Source organism: Nonomuraea sp. NPDC048892 (assembly GCF_040649735.1).
Lineage (GTDB): Bacteria > Actinomycetota > Actinomycetes > Streptosporangiales > Streptosporangiaceae > Nonomuraea > Nonomuraea maheshkhaliensis.
Genome location: NZ_JBEZFZ010000001.1, coordinates 749,436 through 768,949 on the forward strand (window position 1 = coordinate 749,436; position 19,514 = coordinate 768,949).

General features: G+C 70.4%; 17 protein-coding genes. 6 read left to right on the forward strand and 11 right to left on the reverse strand.

What is annotated here, in order from left to right:
- Positions 1 to 78 precede the first annotated feature (78 nt).
- The 5 genes from AB0C28_RS03755 to purD all read right to left on the reverse strand — a co-directional run bounded on the left by AB0C28_RS03755 (position 79) and on the right by purD (position 6,418).
- A complete protein-coding gene (locus tag AB0C28_RS03755; protein ID WP_357838985.1) occupies positions 79 to 1,041 on the reverse strand; it encodes an EamA family transporter in 963 nt (320 codons plus the stop codon).
- Positions 1,042 to 1,536: 495 nt separating this feature from the next.
- Positions 1,537 to 2,826: a GTP cyclohydrolase IIa gene (locus AB0C28_RS03760; RefSeq protein WP_106247572.1), complete on the reverse strand. Its 1,290-nt coding sequence runs from the start codon at positions 2,824 to 2,826 to the stop codon at positions 1,537 to 1,539.
- Positions 2,827 to 3,027: 201 nt separating this feature from the next.
- A complete protein-coding gene (gene murA, locus AB0C28_RS03765) occupies positions 3,028 to 4,293 on the reverse strand; it encodes a UDP-N-acetylglucosamine 1-carboxyvinyltransferase (RefSeq protein ID WP_358073009.1) in 1,266 nt (421 codons plus the stop codon).
- Between the two features lie 77 nt (positions 4,294 to 4,370).
- Complete coding sequence (locus AB0C28_RS03770) at positions 4,371 to 5,207, reverse strand: phosphoribosylaminoimidazolesuccinocarboxamide synthase (protein ID WP_358073010.1); 837 nt, start codon at positions 5,205 to 5,207, stop codon at positions 4,371 to 4,373.
- Entirely contained in the window at positions 5,204 to 6,418 is a 1,215-nt protein-coding gene (gene purD / locus AB0C28_RS03775; protein WP_358073011.1) for a phosphoribosylamine--glycine ligase, read from the reverse strand. Before purD ends, AB0C28_RS03770 begins: the two co-directional genes overlap by 4 nt.
- A gap of 406 nt (positions 6,419 to 6,824) precedes the next feature.
- Here purD and corA point away from each other — a divergent pair, with 406 nt between their 5' ends.
- The gene (corA, locus tag AB0C28_RS03780; RefSeq protein ID WP_346102349.1) at positions 6,825 to 7,934 is read left to right on the forward strand and encodes a magnesium/cobalt transporter CorA; all 1,110 of its coding nucleotides are present in this window, start codon (positions 6,825 to 6,827) and stop codon (positions 7,932 to 7,934) included.
- A gap of 22 nt (positions 7,935 to 7,956) precedes the next feature.
- Here corA and AB0C28_RS03785 read toward each other — a convergent pair whose 3' ends face one another.
- Positions 7,957 to 8,862 (reverse strand): glycerophosphodiester phosphodiesterase family protein, encoded by a 906-nt coding sequence (locus AB0C28_RS03785; protein ID WP_357838975.1) that lies wholly within the window; start codon positions 8,860 to 8,862, stop codon positions 7,957 to 7,959.
- 109 nt (positions 8,863 to 8,971) lie between these two features.
- On the opposite strand from AB0C28_RS03785, the gene AB0C28_RS03790 reads away from it, so the two are divergent.
- Positions 8,972 to 9,622 carry a GNAT family N-acetyltransferase gene (locus tag AB0C28_RS03790; protein WP_358073012.1) on the forward strand — a complete coding sequence of 217 codons (651 nt, stop codon included), beginning with the start codon at positions 8,972 to 8,974 and terminating at the stop codon, positions 9,620 to 9,622.
- Positions 9,623 to 9,648: 26 nt separating this feature from the next.
- Here the strand turns inward: AB0C28_RS03790 and AB0C28_RS03795 are convergent, their stop codons facing one another.
- The 3 genes from AB0C28_RS03795 to fbaA form a co-directional block, all read right to left on the reverse strand.
- Positions 9,649 to 10,932 (reverse strand): adenylosuccinate synthase, encoded by a 1,284-nt coding sequence (locus tag AB0C28_RS03795; RefSeq protein ID WP_357838969.1) that lies wholly within the window; start codon positions 10,930 to 10,932, stop codon positions 9,649 to 9,651.
- Positions 10,933 to 11,031: 99 nt separating this feature from the next.
- Positions 11,032 to 11,442: a DUF3151 domain-containing protein gene (locus tag AB0C28_RS03800; protein WP_357838966.1), complete on the reverse strand. Its 411-nt coding sequence runs from the start codon at positions 11,440 to 11,442 to the stop codon at positions 11,032 to 11,034.
- A 34-nt stretch (positions 11,443 to 11,476) separates the two neighbouring features.
- On the reverse strand, positions 11,477 to 12,499 hold the full coding sequence (gene fbaA, locus AB0C28_RS03805; RefSeq protein ID WP_357838964.1) for a class II fructose-bisphosphate aldolase: 1,023 nt from the start codon (positions 12,497 to 12,499) through the stop codon (positions 11,477 to 11,479).
- Between the two features lie 128 nt (positions 12,500 to 12,627).
- Between fbaA and AB0C28_RS03810 the strand changes: the two genes are divergently transcribed.
- Positions 12,628 to 13,341 carry a VTT domain-containing protein gene (locus tag AB0C28_RS03810; RefSeq protein ID WP_357838961.1) on the forward strand — a complete coding sequence of 238 codons (714 nt, stop codon included), beginning with the start codon at positions 12,628 to 12,630 and terminating at the stop codon, positions 13,339 to 13,341.
- Between the two features lie 53 nt (positions 13,342 to 13,394).
- Positions 13,395 to 13,880 (forward strand): hypothetical protein, encoded by a 486-nt coding sequence (locus AB0C28_RS03815; protein ID WP_358073013.1) that lies wholly within the window; start codon positions 13,395 to 13,397, stop codon positions 13,878 to 13,880.
- Between the two features lie 131 nt (positions 13,881 to 14,011).
- Here AB0C28_RS03815 and pyrE read toward each other — a convergent pair whose 3' ends face one another.
- A complete protein-coding gene (gene pyrE, locus AB0C28_RS03820; protein WP_346102362.1) occupies positions 14,012 to 14,545 on the reverse strand; it encodes an orotate phosphoribosyltransferase in 534 nt (177 codons plus the stop codon).
- Between the two features lie 174 nt (positions 14,546 to 14,719).
- Between pyrE and AB0C28_RS03825 the strand changes: the two genes are divergently transcribed.
- Together AB0C28_RS03825 and AB0C28_RS03830 are read left to right on the forward strand one after the other, a co-directional pair.
- The gene (locus AB0C28_RS03825; protein ID WP_358073014.1) at positions 14,720 to 17,275 is read left to right on the forward strand and encodes a sigma-70 family RNA polymerase sigma factor; all 2,556 of its coding nucleotides are present in this window, start codon (positions 14,720 to 14,722) and stop codon (positions 17,273 to 17,275) included.
- Between the two features lie 186 nt (positions 17,276 to 17,461).
- Entirely contained in the window at positions 17,462 to 18,766 is a 1,305-nt protein-coding gene (locus AB0C28_RS03830) for an NYN domain-containing protein (RefSeq protein ID WP_358073181.1), read from the forward strand.
- A gap of 116 nt (positions 18,767 to 18,882) precedes the next feature.
- Here AB0C28_RS03830 and AB0C28_RS03835 read toward each other — a convergent pair whose 3' ends face one another.
- The gene (locus AB0C28_RS03835) at positions 18,883 to 19,512 is read right to left on the reverse strand and encodes a response regulator (RefSeq protein WP_346107323.1); all 630 of its coding nucleotides are present in this window, start codon (positions 19,510 to 19,512) and stop codon (positions 18,883 to 18,885) included.
- Between the last annotated feature and the right edge of the window lie 2 nt (positions 19,513 to 19,514).

The following is a 19,514-nucleotide window of genomic DNA, read 5'->3' on the forward strand; positions in this document are numbered from 1 at the left end:
GCTGTTGGCCGTCAGGCGGCGGCGGCCGTCACGGCCGCTCGCCGCCTGGTGACGGTGCCGGTCACGGCCGCTCGCCGCTCAAGGGGAGGTCGGGCTGCTCACGGGCGCGGGCTCGGTGGTGACGGCGGGAGTCCTGGATCGTCCGCGTCGCTCGGTGGAGACCACTAGGGCGACGCCGACCAGGATCACCAGCCCGCCGACCAGGATCTGGGGCGTCACGTGCTCGTCGACCACGAGCACGCCGAGGACGACGGCCACGATCGGGTTGACGTAGGCGTACGTCGAGACGAGTGAGATCGGCGCGTTGCCGAGCAGCCAGGTGTAGGCGGTGAAGCCGACCAGCGAGCCCACCAGCACCAGGTAGGCCAGCGCCAGCCACGACCGCCCGGAGACGGCGGTCAGGTCGAGCCGCTCGCCGAGCGACAGGCCGGCCACGGCCAGCCCGAGGCCGCCGGCCAGCATCTCGATCGTGCTGGCGGTCCAGGCGTCGCGGGGCATCGGGATCCGGCCGGCCAGGAACGAGCCGACCGACCACGACACCGACGCCAGCAGGATCACCACGATCCCGCTGGTGTCGGCCGCCTCGCCGCCGCCGTTCAGCGACAGGGCCGCGACCCCGCAGAACCCGACCAGCACCCCGGCCAGGGTCAGCACGGCGGGCCGGTCTCTGAAGGCGAGTCTGAGGACTACCAGCCAGAGCGGCACCGCGGCCACGAGCAGCGCGGCCAGGCCCGAGGAGATGTGCTGCTCGGCCACGGCGACCATGCCGTTGCCGCCGGTGAGCAGCAGCACTCCGACGAGCGCGGCGCCGCCGGCCTGGCGCCAGGACATCCTGAACGCCCCCCGGCCCTTCCTGATCATCAGGAACCCGCCGAGCAGCAGCCCGGCCGTCACGAACCGCAGTGTGCCCTGGAGCATCGGCGGCAGGGTCTCGATGGAGATCCTGATGCCGAGGTAGGTCGAGCCCCACACCACGTAGACGATCGCCAGGGCGCCCCAGACAAGCAGTGGAGACCGGCTGTCAGTAGCGTTTGAACTCATGGCTCGTGACTCTACCGAGTGTCTCCGACAGAATCCCAGCGGGTATCGGACTCGGCATGCGCCGGGCCGACGGCGCGCGTTCTCCGCAAGCGCTGACGGCCTCGATGGCGGGCCTTGTGCGCGCCCGCAGAACCTGGAGCCACTGTCGCCACGGAAGCGCTCCCAGCTACCCCACAGCCCCGCGCAGCAGCCCTTCACGCGGGGGGAGGTGGTCCGAAAGGCCCGAAATGCCGCCAAAGGCGGCCGTAAGGCTGCGTCGTGGCGGCAGGAAGAGGGGATTTGGTGCCCCCGTCCGAATCGCGTCGATCGGGGGCGTGGGAGAACATACCCTCCATTCACCCTCGTCAACCAATTAGTTCACAAGAGTCAACGTTCTTGTTGGCTGTCCTGACACCCTCCGTCAATGCAGTGGTCACGCGAGGGTGCGGGCCCGCCGTGCCGCGACACGGCGGGCCATACTTCCACCCCAGGTCAGCCCCAGGGTCAGCCCCAGGTTCAGCGGGGCCCCAGCTTCTCCACGATCAGCCGGTACAGCTGCCTGGGACGCCCGGGTTGCGGCGTACGGTTCGGCGGAAGCGGCCACGCGAGTCCCTCGTCAACCAACGTGCGCAGCAACCGCCGGGCCGTACGGGGCGTGACGCCGAGCATCTTGCCCGCGCCCTCGGCATCGACCACGGTGTCGCCGCCTTCGAGCTTCGCCGCCAGCCTGGCCAGTACCTCCACCCCCTTGGGCTTGAGTGCGGTGGCCCCGGTAGGGGGCATCCGGGGGGCCGGGATGAGCGCCCGCCCCTCGCGATCCACCGCGAATCCCTGTGCTTGTTTACCCGCCTGGGTCCGCGCGAGCGCGGCCCTGGCGTGCGACTCCGCGTCATGCGTCGTACGCCCCATGCCCACGCCGACCTCGACCGCCAGCCCCAGTTCGTCCCTGATCCTGGCGGCGAAGGGCAACACCCTGAATCCGTCCGTCGCAGCGGCGATCGAGCCCCTGGTGGCGGTCACCAGATAGCTGTGATCGTCGATGGGCCAGACGGTGGCGTTGATCCGGTTCGCCTCCTGGACCAGGAGCCGGTGCAGCGACAGCCGCAGCTCGTCGCGCCAGTAGCGGGGGGCGGCGCGGCGCACGGGTTCGCGCAGCGTCGGCACCTCCACCAGCACGACCGTGAGCTGTGACTCCTCCAGCCGGTGATGCGCCCCGAGCAGCGCCGCGGTGTGCAGCGCCGTTCGGACCGCAGCCGACGTCGGCCTGATCCTGATGACCGGTACGCCCGCCGCGTGCAGGCGCTCGGCCACCGCGGGCAGGCACGTCAGCGCTCCCGTGGTGGCTCCCTGACGGGCCAGGCGTTCGTGGTAGGCCGCGATCGTGCCGGTGGCTCCCGGCTCGTCGCGGCTGTGCACGTCCGCGGCGGGGATGCCGAGGTCGGTGTACGCCTCCTCGACATCGGCCCTGCTGACCACGTCGATGCTGACCTTCTGGGGATCCATCCGGGTGTCCAGCGCGGCCTTGGCCAACGCCGCCACCAGTGCGGCTCCGCCGAGTTGCACGTACGTCGCGGGCATCGTCAGCACGCCGGATCGCCTGGCCAGGTCATAGGGGACCGGGCTGGCGAACAGACATGCGTCGACACCGGGACCGAGCCGCGTCACCTTGTCGGGCGCCTCCTGTTCGTCGCGGTACGCGGCCGCGACCAGGCGACACGGCAGCGGCGCCGCGGCGTGACCCATCAGCATGACTCGCTCGACCAGGTCGTGGGGTCCGACCACGCCGATGGTGAGGTCCGGTGTCATAGCGCCCGGGCGTGACACTCGGGGAGTTTCTTCGGCCCTCTCGACCAATGTTCGTCCCATCCTGCCGTCCGTTGCAGTGCTCTCTTTTGGAACGATCGCTCGCGGGGGCCGTAATGTCACGCCCGACTTTTCCGGAAAGCCGTTCTGGTTGACCGCCCGACATGATGTTCTGGCAGCTCAAAGCGGATTTTCTACCGTTTTTTAGCGCTCTGAAATCTCTCGTGTAATGTCCGCGCCGAGTGCGCGCATTCGCGCGGCGAGATGCGCGTGGCCGCGATCGATCAGGTATCCCGAGTCGATCTGGGTCTCCCCTTCGGCGGCCAGGCCGGCGAGAACGAGCGCGATCCCCGAACGCAGGTCGTGCGCCGTCACCTGGGTGCCGGTGAGCGGGGTGCGGCCGCGGACGACGGCCCTGCTCCCCTCGACCTCCACGTTGGCGCCCATCTTGTTCAGCTCGCCGGCCAGTGCGAAGCGACCGTCGAAGATGCGCTCATGGATGTAGCTGGTGCCGTCGGCGAGCGCCGCGACCGTCATCATCGGGGACTGCAGGTCGGTGGCGAAGCCCGGATAGGTGTCGGTGATGATGTTGATCGGCCGCAGCGGGCCGCCGCAGCGTACGTGTAGAACAGCCCCCTGGCGGTGGAACTCCACGCCCATCTGCTCCAGCTTGTAGCGCACGACGCCGAGGTCGAGGTCGGTGCCCACGAGGCTGACCTCACCGCCGGTGATCGCCGCCGCCATCGCGAAGACGCCGGCGTCGAGGCGGTCGGGCATGACCGTGTGCTCGACCGCGTGCAGTTCCTCGACGCCCTCGACGGTGATGAAGCCGGTGCCGCCGCCGCTGATGCGCGCGCCCATTTTGGTGAGCATGTCGATGACGTCGAGCACCTCGGGCTCCAGCGCCGCGTTCTCGATCACGGTGGTGCCCTTGGCCAGGGCGGCGGCCATGATGAGGTTCTCGGTGCCGGTGTGGGAGGGGGTGTCGAGGTAGAGGGTGGCGCCGGTCAGGCCGGAGGCCTTGACGTGGATGACGGTCTCGCCCTCGTCCACGATCGCGCCCAGCCGCTTGTAGCCGAGATAGTGGAAGTCGAGGTTACGGCTGCCCAGGTTGCAGCCGCCGACCCCCTCCACGATCGCCTCGCCGAGGCGGTGGAGCAGGGCGGGGGTGAACAGCACGGAGCCGCGGAAGCGCCGGGCGATCTCGGCGGGCAGGACCGGGCTGTTCACCTTGGAGGCGTCGATGACCAGCGTGCGCTCGGACTCGTGCAGCTCGACGTACGCGCCGATCGCCTCGGCCAGCTCGACCGCGCGGCGGACGTCCTCGATGATCGGCACGTTGCGCAGGACGGTGCGGCCCGTCGGGGCGAGCAGAGCCGCGCCGATCATGGGAAGCACGGCGTTTTTCGCGCCCTGGATGAACGCGGTTCCACGCAGTGCGTTGCCACCGCGCACGCGGTAACGGACCATTCGTGCGGCTCCTTGATTCTGGCGGTGAGGCTCGATCGGGCCAACAGTAGTCGCTCACACCACATGACCCAGCCGAATCATCCGCTAAAGGAAGCCCCCGTGATGCGCTCATACGCTTCTAGGTATCGCTGCCTGGTCAGCTCGACGATGTGGTCGGGGAGCCGAGGTGGGGGGTTTCCTGAGTCTTTGTCCCATCCAGATTCGGGCGATAGTAGCCAATCACGTACAAATTGCTTGTCAAACGACGTTTGGGAACGGCCGGGTTTCCATTCGTCGGCCGGCCAGAACCGCGAAGAGTCGGGCGTCAGCACCTCGTCGCCCAGCGTCAGCACGCCGTCTGCGTCCCAGCCCAGCTCGATCTTCGTGTCGGCCACGATGATGCCCCGCTCGCTGGCGATCTCCGCGCCGCGCGTGTAGACCGCCAGCGTGATCCGCCGCAGCTTCGCGGCCGTCTCCGCGCCGACCAGCGCCACGACCTGCTCGTACGAGATCGGCTCGTCGTGCTCGCCCTGGGGCGCCTTGGTGGACGGCGTGAAGATCGGCTCGGGCAGCCGCGAGCCGTCCTCCAGCCCGGGCGGCAGCGCCACCCCGGACACCGTGCCGCTCGCGCGGTATTCGTTCAGCCCGCCGCCCGCCAGATAGCCCCTGGCCACGCACTCGACCTGGACCATCTTCAGCGGCCGGCATAGCACGCTGCGGGAGTCGTCGCCGCGGCCCGCGACGTGGTTGGGCACGACGTCCTTGAGCTGGTCGAACCACCACAGCGACATCTGCGTGAGGATGGCCCCCTTGTCGGGGATGTCGGGCTCCATGACATAGTCGAAGGCCGAGATCCGGTCGGAGGCGACCATGAGCAGCAGGCCCTCGTCGGTCTCGTAGAGGTCGCGTACCTTGCCGGAGTGCACACGCTTCATCGGGCGATGTCCGTTCTGTGGAAGGAGCCGCGCAGGCCGATCCCGGCGACCAGGTCGTAGGCCGCCCGACGCGCGCTCTCCTGGTCGGGCCCGTGGCCGACCACGTTGAGCACCCGCCCGCCGTTGGAGACGATGTCGTCGCCCGCCCGTTTCGTGCCGGCGTGGATGACGTACGCGTTCGCGGTCTCGCGCAGCCCCGTGATCACGTCGCCCTTGGCCGGCGACTCCGGGTAGCCCTCGGCCGCGATCACCACGGTCACGGCCGCGCCGTCGCGGAAGACCGGGTCGAGCCCGAGCTCACCGGTCGCGCTGGCCATCAGCAGCCCGCCCAGCGGCGTCTCCAGCCGGTCGAGCAGCACCTGCGTCTCCGGGTCGCCGAAGCGGGCGTTGAACTCGACCACCTTCGGCCCCTTCGCGGTCAGCGCCAGGCCCACGTAGAGCACCCCCTGGTACGGCAGCCCGCGCCGGGCCAGCTCGCCGATCGTCGGATGCACGACCTCCCGCATGACCTGCTCGGTCAGCCCCTCCGGCGCCCACGGCAGCGGCGTGTAGGCGCCCATGCCGCCGGTGTTGGGACCCTCGTCGCCGTCGTAGGCCCGCTTGAAGTCCTGCGCCAGTTGCAGCGGCACGGCCGTGCTCCCGTCGCACAGCGCGAACAGCGACACCTCGGGCCCGTCGAGGAACTCCTCGATCACCACCCGCTCGCAGGCCCGCGCGTGGGCGAGCGCCTTGTCGCGGTCGTCGGTGACGACCACGCCCTTGCCCGCGGCCAGCCCGTCCTCCTTGACCACGTAGGGGGCGCCGAACTCGTCGAGCGCCGCGGCGGCCTCCTCCTCGGTCTCGCACGTCCTGGCCCGCGCGGTCGGCACGTCGGCCGCCCGCATGATCTCCTTGGCGAACGCCTTCGACCCCTCGATCATGGCCGCGTCACGTGAGGGCCCGAAGCAGGCGAAGCCCGCCTCGCGCACCGCGTCGCTCACGCCCGCCACGAGCGGAGCCTCCGGCCCCACCACGACGAGGTCGACCCGCAGCCGCGCCGCCAGCTCGGCCACCTGCCCGGGGTCGAGCGGATCGACCGGATGGACGGTCGCGACCTCCTCGATGCCAGGATTGCCTGGCGCACAGTGAAGCTCGCTGACCTGGGGATCGAGCTTGAGTGAACGGCACAGGGCGTGCTCACGCCCACCGGATCCAATGACTAGAACGCGCACGCGCTCCATTGTCGCAGGCCCGCCGCCTGACGCGCCCTCCGGTCACCGAGGACGGCGCCCGCTGGACGGCACGATCAGCGTCCGCCGGACGGGTTGGGACGGCATCTGCCGGAATAGGCAAGAAACTTTGTGGAGTTCTACCTGAGCGGAAGGACTGCGGGCGGGTATCGTCATTGAGGTTCACCCGCCTGTGGTAGCTTGAGGCGGCTTCGCGGCGTCCCCATGCGATTGGAGGTGGTCCGGGATGAATCCTGGTGATCCCAGCAGTACGTGCTCGCACACGTACGACCTGAATACCCCCGACCACTCCAATTCGGCAGCCTGATCGTGCCTCCACGCAATCTGTGTTGATTGAGGTGACTTCATCGCGCGTGGAGCGTCCCTGGTCGGGCGGAAAGGGACTGCCATGCGCTCGTCCACCCTTTTCCGTCGCATCAACCGGCACCCCGTGCCCACGCGGGTTCCGCACCAGCTCGTCAAGCCCGTACGCGAGGTGTGCGTGCCGCCCGTCGACTCGATAGTCGAGTTCGGCGCCTACGTACAGGGCGAGAAGGTCGACGCCTCCGGCATCGTCGAGGCGCTCGACCTCGTCCGTGAGCACAACAAGAGCTCCGACGGCGTCAACGCGTTCGTCTGGGTCGGGCTGCACGAGCCCGCCGCCCCCGAGGTGGAGTGGCTGGCCGAGGTCTTCGGGCTGCACCCGCTGGCCGTCGAGGACGCCGTCAAGGCCCACCAGCGGCCCAAGGTCGAGCGTTACGGCGAGTCGCTGTTCATGGTGCTCAAGACCATCGCCTACCTCGACCACGACGAGCTGACCGCCAACAGCGAGATCATCGCCACCGGCGAGATCATGGTGTTCCTCGGCGTGGACTTCGTGGTCACGGTGCGGCACGGCGAGCACTGCCCGCTCACCGGCGTCCGCGAGCGCCTCGAAGACGAGCCCAAGCTGATGGACCGGGGTCCGGCCGGCGTCCTGCACGCCATCGCCGACCACGTGGTCGACCAGTACCTCCAGGTGGCCGACCTGATGCAGCTGGAGCTCGAAGAGGTCGAGGCGACCGTCTTCGCCGACGTCAGCTCCCGTGACATCAACCGGATCTACCAGCTCAAGCGCGAGATGCTGGAGATGAAGCGGGCCGTCACCCCGCTCCAGGCCCCCTTGTCGGCGCTGCCCCAGCGCCGGGTCGTCCCCTCCGCCATGCGTGAATACTTCCGCGACGTCGGCGACCACCTGTCGCGCGTGTGCGAGCAGGTCGAGGCGTCGAACGAGCTGTGCAGCTCGATCCTCCAGGCCGCGCTGGCCCGCTCCAACGCGCTGGCCAACGAGGACATGCGCAAGATCTCCTCCTGGGTGGCCATCCTGGCCGTGCCCACGATGATCGCCGGAATTTATGGCATGAACTTCGACTTCATGCCGGAGACCAAGCAGGTCTGGGGCTATCCGGCCGTGCTCGCGGTCATGATCACGGCCTGCGTCCTGCTGCACCGCGGCTTCCGCCGCAACGGCTGGCTCTGACAGGCGGAACCCGCCGGTCGGCTCAGACGCTCACAGGCCGGAGCGGGGCGACCGGCAGGGGCAGCGGAAGCCCCCGCTCCCGCCACAGCTCCCGCATCCGGTCGGGATAGTCGGTGACGATCCCGGCCGCTCCCAGGTCCAGCATCCTGGCCGCCAGCTCGGGCTCGTTGACCGTCCAGACCGCCACGTCGAGCCCGGCCGCCTCGGCCTGCGCCATCAGGCTCTCGTCCACCATGATGTGCTCGGGCGAGAGCGTGGTGGCCCCGGCCGCACGCGCGGCGGCGGGCACGTCGTCGCCCACGCCGTCGTTCCAGTGCAGGGTGTCCAGCTCGATCAGCGCGAAGCGCCGCGTGCCCGGCGCCAGCTCGGCGGCGTGCGTGATGATCCGCCAGTCGAAGCTGAGGATGGCAACGTTGTCGAGCCGGCCGTGCCGGTCGAGCTCCTCGACGACCAGCGCGGTGAACAGCTCGGGGTCGGGGGTGACCTCAGGCCGCGTCGGGTCGGACTTGAGCTCGACGTGCAGCCGTACGCTCTCCGCCTCGTAGGCGTTGACCAGCCCCAGCACCGCGCCGAGCGTCGGCATGCGGGTCTCGGGCATGGGGACCTGCGTCAGCGCGAACGGGTCGTCGGGGTGGCGCGGCAGCCGTACGCCGACGTCGAGCATGCGCAGCTGGGCCAGGGTGAGTGCGTTGATGGGCTTGCCGACGTACGGGTAGAGCGGGTCGCCGGCGTAGACCGGACGCCGGTCGGCACTGGTCACGGCCGACACCGTGAGGTCGTGCGTGAGCACGAGGCGCCGATCGGCGGTGAGCGCGACGTCGAGCTCGAGCGCATGCACGCCCAGCTCCATCGTCCGGCTCATCCCCGGCAGGGTGTTCTCCGGCCAGAGGCCGCGAGCCCCCCGGTGGCCATGTATCTCAACGTGCACAACCGGGACCCTACCTGGCGCGGGGCACGACCAGGCGCCGCCACGCCGTGTCCTTTTTATCCTGCTACGCCCGGTCGGATGAATCTGGGCAGACAATAGGCTGTTCTCCATGACGGAGGTTCTCAAACAAGCCCATTCCCCCGTAGTTCGGGCATGGGTTGAAGGATGGGTCATCTCCCGCAGCGTCCCCCGGCCCGTACGCGAGCCGTGGGGTCTGCGCGTGGACGTCGGCCTGCCCGGTCATGTGGCCCGCCACGTCCTGGCCACCCCGACGCCCGAGATCCTCCGCCACCTGACCCGCACCCTCACCGTCCCCGGCACCTGGCTCAAGCTGTGCGCCCCGGTCGAGTCCGTCGCCCCGCACCTGCCGCCCGGCTGGGCCGTGCAGGAGCCCGAGTACATGATGACCACCCCGCTCGTCCGTGACGCCCCCGCCGCTCCCCCCGGCTACACCCTGGCCGTCACCACCCGATCGGGCGTCACCGTCGCCCGCCTGCTCACGGCGGCGGGCGAGGTCGCGGCGCGGGGCCAGTTCGCGGTGGCGGGCACGACGGCGGTCGTGGACCGGGTGGAGACGGCGGCCGGCCACCGCCGCCGCGGCCTCGGCACGATCGTCATGAAGACGATCGCGGCCACGGCGGCCCTGCGAGGCGCCCGCACCGGCGTCCTGGTCGCCACCGCCCAGGGCCAGGCCCTGTACGAAACCCTCGGCTGGCGCCTGCACACCCCGGTGACCGCCGCCGTCCTGACCTCCGCCTGAACGACGCGCGGTCCCTCGGAGGGAGCTCAGACCAGGGGGCGGACCACGACGGTCTGGTCGCGGCCGGGGCCGACGCCGATGGCGGAGATCGGGGCGCCGCTCATCTCCTCCAGCGTCCGCACGTACGCCTGCGCGTTCGGCGGCAGGTCGTCGAACGCCTTGGCGCTGGTGATGTCCTCCTGCCAGCCGGGGAACTCCTCGTAGATCGGCTTGGCGTGGTGGAAGTCGGTCTGCGTCATCGGGATCTCGTCGTGCCGGACCCCGTCCACCTCGTAGGCCACGCACACCGGAATCCGCTCCAGGCCCGACAGCACGTCGAGCTTGGTCAGGAAGTAGTCGGTGACGCCGTTGATGCGGGTCGCGTACCGGGCGATCACCGCGTCGAACCAGCCGCAGCGGCGGTTGCGGCCGGTCGTGACGCCGTACTCGCCGCCGGTCTGGCGCAGCCAGTCGCCCATCTCGTCGGTCAGTTCGGTCGGGAACGGGCCGGAGCCGACGCGGGTGGTGTACGCCTTCAGGATGCCGATGATCTTCGTCAGCCGGTTCGGCGGGATGCCGGCGCCCGCGCACGCGCCGCCCGAGGTGGGCGAGGACGACGTGACGAACGGGTACGTGCCGTGGTCGATGTCGAGCAGCGTGCCCTGCCCGCCCTCCAGCAGCACGAACTTCCCGTCGTCCAGCGCCTTGGACAGCACCAGCGAGGTGTCGGCGATGTGTGGCTTGAGCCGCTCGGCGTAGGCGAGGTATTCGTCGAGGACGGCGGCCGGCTCGATGCCGCGCCGGTTGTAGACCTTGGTCAGCACCTGGTTCTTCTCGGTCAGGGCGACCTCGATCTTCTTGGCCAGGATGCCCGGGTCGAGCAGGTCCTGCACGCGCACACCCATGCGGGCGATCTTGTCACCGTACGCGGGACCGATGCCGCGCCCGGTGGTGCCGATCTTGGCCTTGCCGAGGTAGCGCTCGGTGACCTTGTCGAGGGCCTTGTGGTGCGGCATGATCAGGTGCGCGTTCGACGAGATCAGCAGCCGCTCGGCGGAGATGCCCCGCTCGGCCAGCCCGTCGATCTCGCCCAGCAGCACGCCCGGGTCGATCACCACCCCGTTGCCGATGACGGGGACCACCTCCGGCGACAGGATCCCGGTGGGCAGCAGGTGCAGCGCGTACTTCTGGTCACCGATGACCACGGTGTGTCCCGCGTTGTTGCCACCCTGATAGCGGACGACGTAGTCGACGTCGCCACCGAGCAGGTCGGTGGCCTTGCCCTTGCCCTCATCGCCCCACTGGGCACCAACGAGAACGGCAGCCGGCATGGTTCAGTCTCCCGAGCACAAAACGAAAACCCCTGACGCAAGCGCGGCAGGGGCTCTTGCGTAGAGAGACTACCCGAACGTGTCTATTCGTCCCAAGAGCTATCCCTTGGTCAGCGCGTCGTACCCCGTTTCCGTGCTGTCCTTGAGGAACTGCAGACACCGTTCGGCCTCGTCCTTCTCACCGATCGCCTGCGCGGCACGGGACAACGCGTACAGGCAGCGCAGGAAGCCCCTGTTGGGCTCGTGCTCCCACGGGATGGGCCCATGACCCTTCCAGCCGCTGCGGCGCAGCGCGTCGAGCCCGCGGTGGTAGCCCGTACGGGCGAAGGCATAGGAGGTGACGGCGTGTCCCTGCGCGAAGTATTCCTCCGCGAGCGCGGCCCACGCCGCCGGGTAGGCGGGGAAGCGGGCGGCCACGTCGGAGGCTTTGGCCCCGGCCTCAAGCGCCTCCCTGGCCTCGGGCAGGTCCGGCAGGTGAGTCGGGGGCGGCCCGGCGAGAAGGTTATCCATAGGACAAGTCATACCCGCCGAGCCGCTGAACTGGCTAGGAGATCTTCGTCCCAGTGCTCTTCAGGCTCTGGCACGCCTCCACGACGCGGGCGGCCATCCCGGCCTCCGCGGACTTGCCGTACGCGCGCGGGTCGTAGGCCTTCTTGTTGCCGACGTCACCGTCGACCTTGAGCACGCCGTCGTAGTTCTTGAACATGTGGTCCGCGATCGGGCGGGTGAAGGCGTACTGGGTGTCGGTGTCGACGTTCATCTTGACCACACCGTAGGAGATGGCCTCCTGGATCTCCTCCAGCAGCGAGCCGGAGCCGCCGTGGAAGACCAGGTCGAACGGCTTCTCCTTGCCGTACTTGGCGCCCACCGCCTCCTGGATCTCCTTGAGCACGCTCGGCCGCAGCTTGACGTGACCGGGCTTGTAGACGCCGTGCACGTTGCCGAACGTGGCCGCCAGCATGTAGCGGCCCTTCTCGCCGATGCCGACGGCCTCGGCGGTGGCCAGCGCGTCCTCGGCCGTGGTGTAGAGCTTCTCGTTGATCTCGCCGACGACGCCGTCCTCCTCGCCGCCGACGACGCCGATCTCCATCTCCATGATGATCCGCGCCCTGGCGCACTTGTCGATGAGCTCCTTGGCGATCTCCAGGTTCTCGTCCAGGGGTACGGCGGAGCCGTCCCACATGTGCGACTGGAACAGCGGGTCGAGGCCCTTGGCCACCCGCTCCAGCGAGATGTCGATCAACGGCCGCATGAAGCCGTCGAGCTTGTTCTTCGGGCAGTGGTCGGTGTGCAGGGCGACCGTCACGGGGTATTTGGCGGCCACGACCCGCGCGTACTCGGCCAGCGCCGTCGCGCCCGTGACCATGTCCTTGACCGTCGCGCCCGAGAGGAATTCGGCGCCGCCTGTCGAGACCTGCACGATGCCGTCGCTCTCGGCCTCGGCGAAGCCGCGCAGAGCGGCGTTCAGGGTCTGCGAGGAGGTCACGTTGATCGCCGGGTAGGCGAATCCGCCGGCCTTGGCCCGGTCGAGCATCTCAGCGTAGACCTCTGGAGTCGCAATAGGCATGATTCATCTCCCTGAGAAGTTACGGCTTCGCGCCAGGGCCCAGTATCCCGGCTCACTACCCGCTGTGGTAGTGACAACGCCTCTCGGATGGTCATGTCGCGCATGCCCGCTCCTAGTAGGCTCTCGGCGTGGACTGGCTTCTGAATCTCCTCGACCCGACTTGGTGGCTCACCATTCTCGGTGCATTCGCCACCATCGGCGTTCTCGCCATCATCTTCGCCGAAACGGGTTTGCTGCTCGGGTTCTTCCTGCCCGGCGACTCGCTGCTCGTGGCCGCGGGGATTTTCAGCTCGGCCTCGGTGGCGGCGGGAATGGGCATCGCCCCGCTCTCCCTGCCCGTGCTGCTGATCGGCACACCGCTGTGCGCCATCGCCGGCGCCCAGCTCGGGCATTTCCTGGGCGCCCGCTTCGGCCGCCGGCTCTTCGACAAACCCGAATCGCGGTTGTTCAAGAAGGAGCACGTGCTGCGGGCGGAGGAGTTCTTCGAGAAGTTCGGGCCCGCCAAGGCCGTGATCCTGGCCAGGTTCGTGCCGATCGTGCGCACGTTCATGAATCCCGTCGCGGGCGTGCTGGAGATGAGCCCCAAGCGATTCTTCGTCTGGAACGTCGTCGGCGGCATCGTCTGGGTCGAGGGCCTCATCCTGGTCGGCCATTTCCTCGGCGGCCAGGTCGATCCCAAGCAGATCGACAAGTACATCCTGCCGGGCGTCTTCGTCATCGTGTTCATCTCGCTGATCCCCATCTTCGTGGAGGCGATCAAGCACCGCAGGGCGGCCAAGTCGCTCCCCGTGCCCAACGGCAAGCACCACCGCGTGGGCCAGGCCGGCGACAACCAGCTCTGAGACGGGGCTGACGGCGCTGGGGCGGAGGATCATCAGCGGGTACGCTGCCCCATGTGGGACGCCACAGCTCAGAACCGATGGGCATCGCCCGATTAGCGCTCCTCCTCGTGGCGGCGGGGGTCGTGGTGACACTGCTGGTCATCGGCGGTGTCGCGCTGGTCGGCTCGGACGTCACGGCACCGCCCGAGCGTGAGCCCGCCTCAGCCCCGGCCACGGACACCACCCCCGGGGCCGCGGAACCGGCTGCCACCGCGCAGGCGCCGACCGTCCGGATCGAATGCCTCGCGGAGACCTGCCCCCTCGTCACCGTCCGCGTGCCCGGCGGCGACGTGCTGCAGTACCGGGAGATGAGCAGGGGCGAGGAGGTCAGTTACTTCGAGCCGGAGCTCGACGTGGTGCTCAGCGACGCCGGCACGGTCCGCGTCACGGAGAACGGCGAACTACGCGAACCGGGCAAGCCGGGCGCCCGCGAAGCCTTCACCGTCCGGGGCCCGGAGAAGTCCGCCACCCCGGCAGAGTCCGACTCCGACGACGGCTGAGCATCGTTTGATCGCCGACTGATCGCGGTCCTGACCGGTCGGTCGGCCGGAGCCCGAGCCAGGCCGGGGCCTGAGGCAGGCCGGCGTTCGAGGCAGGCCGGAGCCCGAGCCAGGCCGGAGTCCGCGGGCGGTCAGAGGCCGAGGTCGGTGAGGGTGTAGGCGGTGCGGTAGTCGAGTCCCTCGGCGGTGACGCGCTCCCTGGCCCCCCGGTCGACGATGGTCGCTACGGCCACCACCTCGGCGCCCGCCTCGCGCAGCGCCTCCACGGCCGTCAGCGGTGACGAGCCCGTCGTCGAGGTGTCCTCGACGGCCAGCACCCGCCGCCCCTTGACCTCCGGCCCCTCGATGCGCCGCTGCATGCCGTGCGCCTTCTGCGCCTTGCGCACCACGAACGCGTCGAGCGAACGCCCCCGCGCCGCCGCCGCGTGCAGCATCGCGACGGCCACCGGGTCGGCCCCCATGGTGAGCCCGCCCACCGCCTCGTAGTCGAGGTCGGCCGTCAGGTCGAGCATCACGTTGCCGACGAGCGGCGCGGCCACCCCGTCGAGCGTGATCCGCCGCAGGTCGAGGTAGAAGTCGGCCTCCTTGCCCGAGGACAGGGTGACCTTGCCGTGCACGATGGCCTTGCGCTTGATCTCGGCCAGGAGGTTGTCGCGATCCGTCATGGGTCCAAGCTTATGGTCCTGATCAGCGCGAGAGCCCGCCGCCCATGCCTCCGCCCATGCCTCCGGCCAGGACGTCCCCGTCCGCTCCGCGAGTAAAGCCGCCGACGCGGTTTAGCCACGACAGGGAATGCGGAATGATTGCGCGGGGCAACCCCGTGTAATCGTGAGGTCACTATGGGTGTCGAAACGCCGCAGAGCGATGCGGAGCTGCTACAGGCGGTGAGGGCGGGTAACGCCGCCGCGTACGGGGAGCTCTACGAGCGCCACGTCGCCGCCGCCCGCGCGCTGGCCCGGCAGCTCGTCAGGGGCGCCGAGGTGGAGGACGTGGTCGCGGAGTCGTTCACGAAGATCCTCGACCTGGTGGGCAGGGGCAGTGGTCCCGACTCCGGTTTCCGCACCTACCTGCTCACCGTCGTCCGGCGCACGGTCTACGACCGGTCCAGGGTCGAGAGCCGCCAGGTGACCACGGGAGAGATCGAGCTGTACGACCCGGGGGTGCCCTTCGTCGACCCGGCGCTCGTCGGCCTGGAGAAGTCGCTGATCGCCAGGGCCTTCCTGTCGCTGCCCGAGCGCTGGCGGGCGGTGTTGTGGCACACCGAGGTCGAGCGGCTCAAGCCGGCCGGGGTGGCGCCGCTGCTGGGGCTGTCGGCCAACGGCGTGGCGGCGCTGGCGTACCGGGCCAGGGAGGGGTTGCGGCAGGCGTACCTGCAACTGCACCTGGGGACGCTGCCTGAGCACGAGTGCCGGCCGATGCTGGCCAAGATGGGCGCCTACGTGCGCGGAGGGCTGGCCAGGCGCGACTCCAAGGCGATCGACGAGCACGTGGACGGCTGCGAGGAGTGCCACGGCGTGCTGCTTGAGCTGACCGACGTCAACCGCGGGCTGCGCGTCATGGTCGGGCCGCTCATCGCCGGGCCGCTGTTCGGCGGCTACGCGGCGGCGCTGGCCAGGACGTCCGTCGCCGGCGGCGGCGCGGGCGGCGTGCTGCGCGCCTTCGGCCGGCTGCGACGGGCGCCGAAGGGGCGGCAGGCGGCGGTGGCCGGCGCCACGATGAGCGTGGCGGCCGCGGTGGCTGCGGCCGCCGTGCTGCTGCCGGTCTCCAGTGAGCGGCCGGCCGTGCGGCCGTCCGAGGCGCCACGGGTCGCGCAGCCTCCCGCGAAGGACGACCCGGCACGGGTACGCGTGCGGGTGCCGCCGCCGAGCGAGCGGCCGGCCCAGGTGCCGCCCCCGGTCAGGAAGGACCGGCCGGGCCGGGCCCGGCTGCGGGCCACGATCGACGCGCTCGGCTCCCTCGTACGTGCCCAGCCCGGCATCGTCGCCCTGCGCCTGCGCAACTACGGCGACGCCCCCAGCGAAGAACTGGCCGCCCAGGTGGACCTCCCACCCGGCGTCACCCTCGTCCCGACCGCACGCCACGCCCACAGGGCGGCGCACCCGGGCTCCTCGGGTGCGACGGGTTCTACCGGCTCTGCGGGCTCTGCGGGCTCTGCGGGCGCTGGGGGCGCTGGGGGCGCTGGGGGCGCTGGGGGCGCTGCGGGCACAGAGGGCTCTGCGAAGGCTACGAGCGCTGCGAGCACAGGGGGTTCCGCGGGCACAGGGGGTTTCGCGGGCGTTGTGCGTTCCGCGGGTCCAGGGGGCACGGTGGGGACGGTGGACGGCTGGGCCTGCCGCCCGGCCGAAGGCGGCGCGCGGTGCGTCAGGAAGGCGCTGGCCGCCGGGCAGGGCACGACCGTGTTCCTCCGGGTGCTGGTGGCCGACGAGGCGCCGCAGGGCCCGGGGCCCGCCGTCAGGATCGCGGCGGGCCCACTGCGGCTGCTGGCCAAGGCCGAGACGGGCGTACGCGGGTCGGGCGCGCCCGCCAGGTTCGCCACCGACGGGAAGGTGACCGTGCGGGCGATCGGCAACGCGCTGCTGAGCTGCCCGCAGGAGCGCGCGGGCTGCCTGGAGGCCAGGCGCCGCGAGGGAGCCCAGCGCGACAACGACCTGTGGCCGATGACCGCGCTCGACCAGGACGACCGGTCCGACACCGCTTCCTCCAGCGGCGCCGAGCTGTCCGTGCCGAAGGGCGGCGAGGTCGTGTGGGCGGGGCTCTACTGGTCGGCGACGGGCGAGCGGGCCGGGCCGATCAAGCTCAGGGCGCCGGGCCGCAAGAAGTACCTGACCGTGCGGCCCGGCCAGGTGACGGTGCGCGAGCTGCCGCTGGGCCCCGTCTACCAGGCGTTCGCCGACGTGAGCGAGCTGGTCGGCGACGTACGCGCGAACGGCACCTGGTGGGCGGCCGACGCCCCCATGAAGGAAGGGGTGTCACGCCATGCCGGATGGAGCCTGGTGCTGATCGTCACGGATCCGGCGGAGCCGTACAGCCAGGCCGTGGTGCTGGACACGGCGGCGGTGATCGGCGGCGGCGCGCGGCGGGCGCGGATCCCGCTCGGCGGGCTGAGCCCGGCGGCCGCGCCCGCGCGGGTCGAACTGGTCACGTGGGAGGGCGACGCCGACCTCAAGGGCGACAAGGTCTCGCTCGGGTCCGGCGCGCTGACCCCCGCCGGCGGCGAGCGCGCCCTGGCGAACGTCTTCGACGGCTCGTCGAGCGGCGCGGGGGAGCTGACGTTCGGCATGGACGTCGACACGGTCGGCGCCGAACTCGGGGTGGATCCCGCGCTGACGATCCTCACGGACAAGGACGTGGTGCTGTTCGGAGTCGCCGCGCTGAGCGTGCGAGCGCGCTCGTGACCACGAACAGGACAAACTGGTACGGTTCGCCTGATTGCTCTGGCGCACCTATGCGCGAGTGCCGAATCGTCGGGATTAACCCTCGCGCGATCACCTGCTTTCATTACCCTGAGAGAGGGCCGCCGAGTCCGGTCTCTGACGGTGCAGAGCCAGCAAGGTCGGACCACCATGAAAGGGGCGGTGTCAGTGGATCGCTGTGCGCTGTTCGTGGACGCTGGCTATCTGCTGGCTGACGGGGCGATGGCCGTGCACGGCACGCGTCATCGCGAAGCGGTCTCCTGGGACTATCCAGGGCTGCTGGCGCTTATGACCAACCTGGCGCGCGAGCGCACCGGGCTGCCGCTGCTTCGGTGTTACTGGTACGAGGCGACGGTCGAGGGCCGGCGCACTCCCGAGCACGACGCGCTGGCCGACATACCGGGCCTCAAGCTCAGGCTGTCCCGCATCCGGCCGGGCCGGCGCGAGGGCGTCGACGCCCAGGTGCACCGCGACCTCATGACGCTCGCGCGCAACAACGCCATCTGCGACGCGGTGGTGGTCAGCGGCGACGAGGACCTCGCGCAGGTCGTCTGCGACGCCCAGGACCTCGGCATCAGGGTGAGCGTCATCCACATCGCCGCCGACGGCGGCTGGGCCGTCTCGCGCTCGCTCCGGCAGGAGTGCGACGACCTGGTCGAGCTCGGAGCGGTCCACCTGCGCCCCTACGTCAGCACGCTGACCGGCATCACCGAGTCGTCCAACGGCCACCACCAGCCCGCCGGCAACGGCCACGCCTCCCACTCGCTGCCGCCCGCCCCGCAGCAGTCGTCGCTGCCGCCCTCCTCGCTGCCGTCCGCCACGGGCTCCACCATGGGCTCCACCACGGGCGGTCACAGCGGCGGCCACACGACGAGTCACACGGGCGGTCATTCGGGCAGCCACGCCGCCGGCTCCTCCTCGCACAACGGCCAGCCCTCGTCGAACGGGCACTCCTCAGGACGTGCGCAGACGCCGCCCGCGCTGCCCACGTACACGTCCTACCAGCAGGAGCAGCCCACTTACCAGCAGGAGCAGCCGACCTACCAGCAGGAGCCGCCGCCCGCCGCCCCGGCCACCGGGCCGATCCAGGCGCAGTCGCAGCAGTCGAGCCCCACCACCGGCCAGTTCTCCTCGCCGTCGAGCGGTGCCTACCAGCCCGCGCAGCTCGGCCCCTACACCGGGCCGCAGCCGGCCCCCGTCGCGCAGCCGGCGGCCACGGCGGGCGCCACCACGCTGTCCGACGCCGTCAAGGCCGCCCACCGTGAGGGCCACGACTTCGGCGACTCCGTCGCCCGCGACGCGCCCGCGCTGTGGCTGGAGGCCGTCCTGGCGCGCAAGCCGCGCATGCCGTCCGACCTTGAGGCGCGGCTGCTGCAGGGATCGTCGTTGCCGATCGACTTCCTGCTGCACGACGAAGTACGCCACGCCCTGCGACGCGGCTTCTGGGACGCTTTGGAACGCGCCCGTCAGTAACCCCTCACAGGTCGCCGGGACCGGCCTCGCCCGTCGCCGAGGCCCGCGCGACCGCCTGACCCCACACACCGAAACGCCCCCGGGCGGTGGATGTCCCGGGGGCGGAGCGTGGGAGATCAGGAGAGCGCGTCGAAGCCGGCGCGCAGGTGGCTCAGGCGTTCGTTCAGGTCGGCCAGCGGCACCGACAGCGCCGGATCCTGCGACTTGCGGGCCAGCTCCCTGACCCGGGCCAGCTCGTCCTCCACCGCCGTCAGCCGCCGCGACAGCTCAGGCAGCACCGACGCCTGGTCGCCCGCACCCGGCGGCAGCTCGCCGTTGAGGCGGTCGCGCAGCAGGCTCGCCTGCTCGGCCAGGCGCTTGTTCATGTTGTACAGCTCGGAGAAGACCGACACCTTCGCCCGCAGCACCCACGGGTCGAACGGCTTGGTCAGATAGTCCACGGCGCCGGCGGCGTAACCGCGGAAGGCGTAGTCGGGAGCGCTGTCGACCACGGTCAGGAAGATGATCGGGATGTTGCGGGTGCGCTCGCGCCGCTTGATGTGCGCGGCGGTCTCGAAGCCGTCCATGCCGGGCATGCGCACGTCCAGCAGGATCAGCGCGAACTCGGTGTTGAGCAGCGCTTTGAGCGCCTCCTCACCCGATCTGGCGCGTACGGGCACCAGGTCGAGTGAGCTGAGGATGGCCTCGAGGGCGATCAGGTTCTCCTCGCGGTCATCGACGAGGAGGATCTTGGCACGATCCGGCATCG

What these genes read in the sequence shown, in the direction of transcription:
- pyrE (WP_346102362.1), bottom strand. Translation starts at nt 14,545, where the DNA reads ATGACGGATCGCGACAACCTCCTGGCCGAGATCAAGCGCAAGGCCATC.
- murA (WP_358073009.1), bottom strand. Translation starts at nt 4,293, where the DNA reads ATGGTCCGTTACCGCGTGCGCGGTGGCAACGCACTGCGTGGAACCGCG.
- AB0C28_RS03770 (WP_358073010.1), bottom strand. Translation starts at nt 5,207, where the DNA reads ATGAAGCGTGTGCACTCCGGCAAGGTACGCGACCTCTACGAGACCGAC.
- AB0C28_RS03835 (WP_346107323.1), bottom strand. Translation starts at nt 19,512, where the DNA reads ATGCCGGATCGTGCCAAGATCCTCCTCGTCGATGACCGCGAGGAGAAC.
- corA (WP_346102349.1), top strand. Translation starts at nt 6,825, where the DNA reads ATGCGCTCGTCCACCCTTTTCCGTCGCATCAACCGGCACCCCGTGCCC.
- AB0C28_RS03795 (WP_357838969.1), bottom strand. Translation starts at nt 10,932, where the DNA reads ATGCCGGCTGCCGTTCTCGTTGGTGCCCAGTGGGGCGATGAGGGCAAG.
- AB0C28_RS03755 (WP_357838985.1), bottom strand. Translation starts at nt 1,041, where the DNA reads ATGAGTTCAAACGCTACTGACAGCCGGTCTCCACTGCTTGTCTGGGGC.
- AB0C28_RS03790 (WP_358073012.1), top strand. Translation starts at nt 8,972, where the DNA reads ATGACGGAGGTTCTCAAACAAGCCCATTCCCCCGTAGTTCGGGCATGG.
- AB0C28_RS03760 (WP_106247572.1), bottom strand. Translation starts at nt 2,826, where the DNA reads ATGACACCGGACCTCACCATCGGCGTGGTCGGACCCCACGACCTGGTC.
- AB0C28_RS03800 (WP_357838966.1), bottom strand. Translation starts at nt 11,442, where the DNA reads ATGGATAACCTTCTCGCCGGGCCGCCCCCGACTCACCTGCCGGACCTG.
- AB0C28_RS03825 (WP_358073014.1), top strand. Translation starts at nt 14,720, where the DNA reads ATGGGTGTCGAAACGCCGCAGAGCGATGCGGAGCTGCTACAGGCGGTG.
- fbaA (WP_357838964.1), bottom strand. Translation starts at nt 12,499, where the DNA reads ATGCCTATTGCGACTCCAGAGGTCTACGCTGAGATGCTCGACCGGGCC.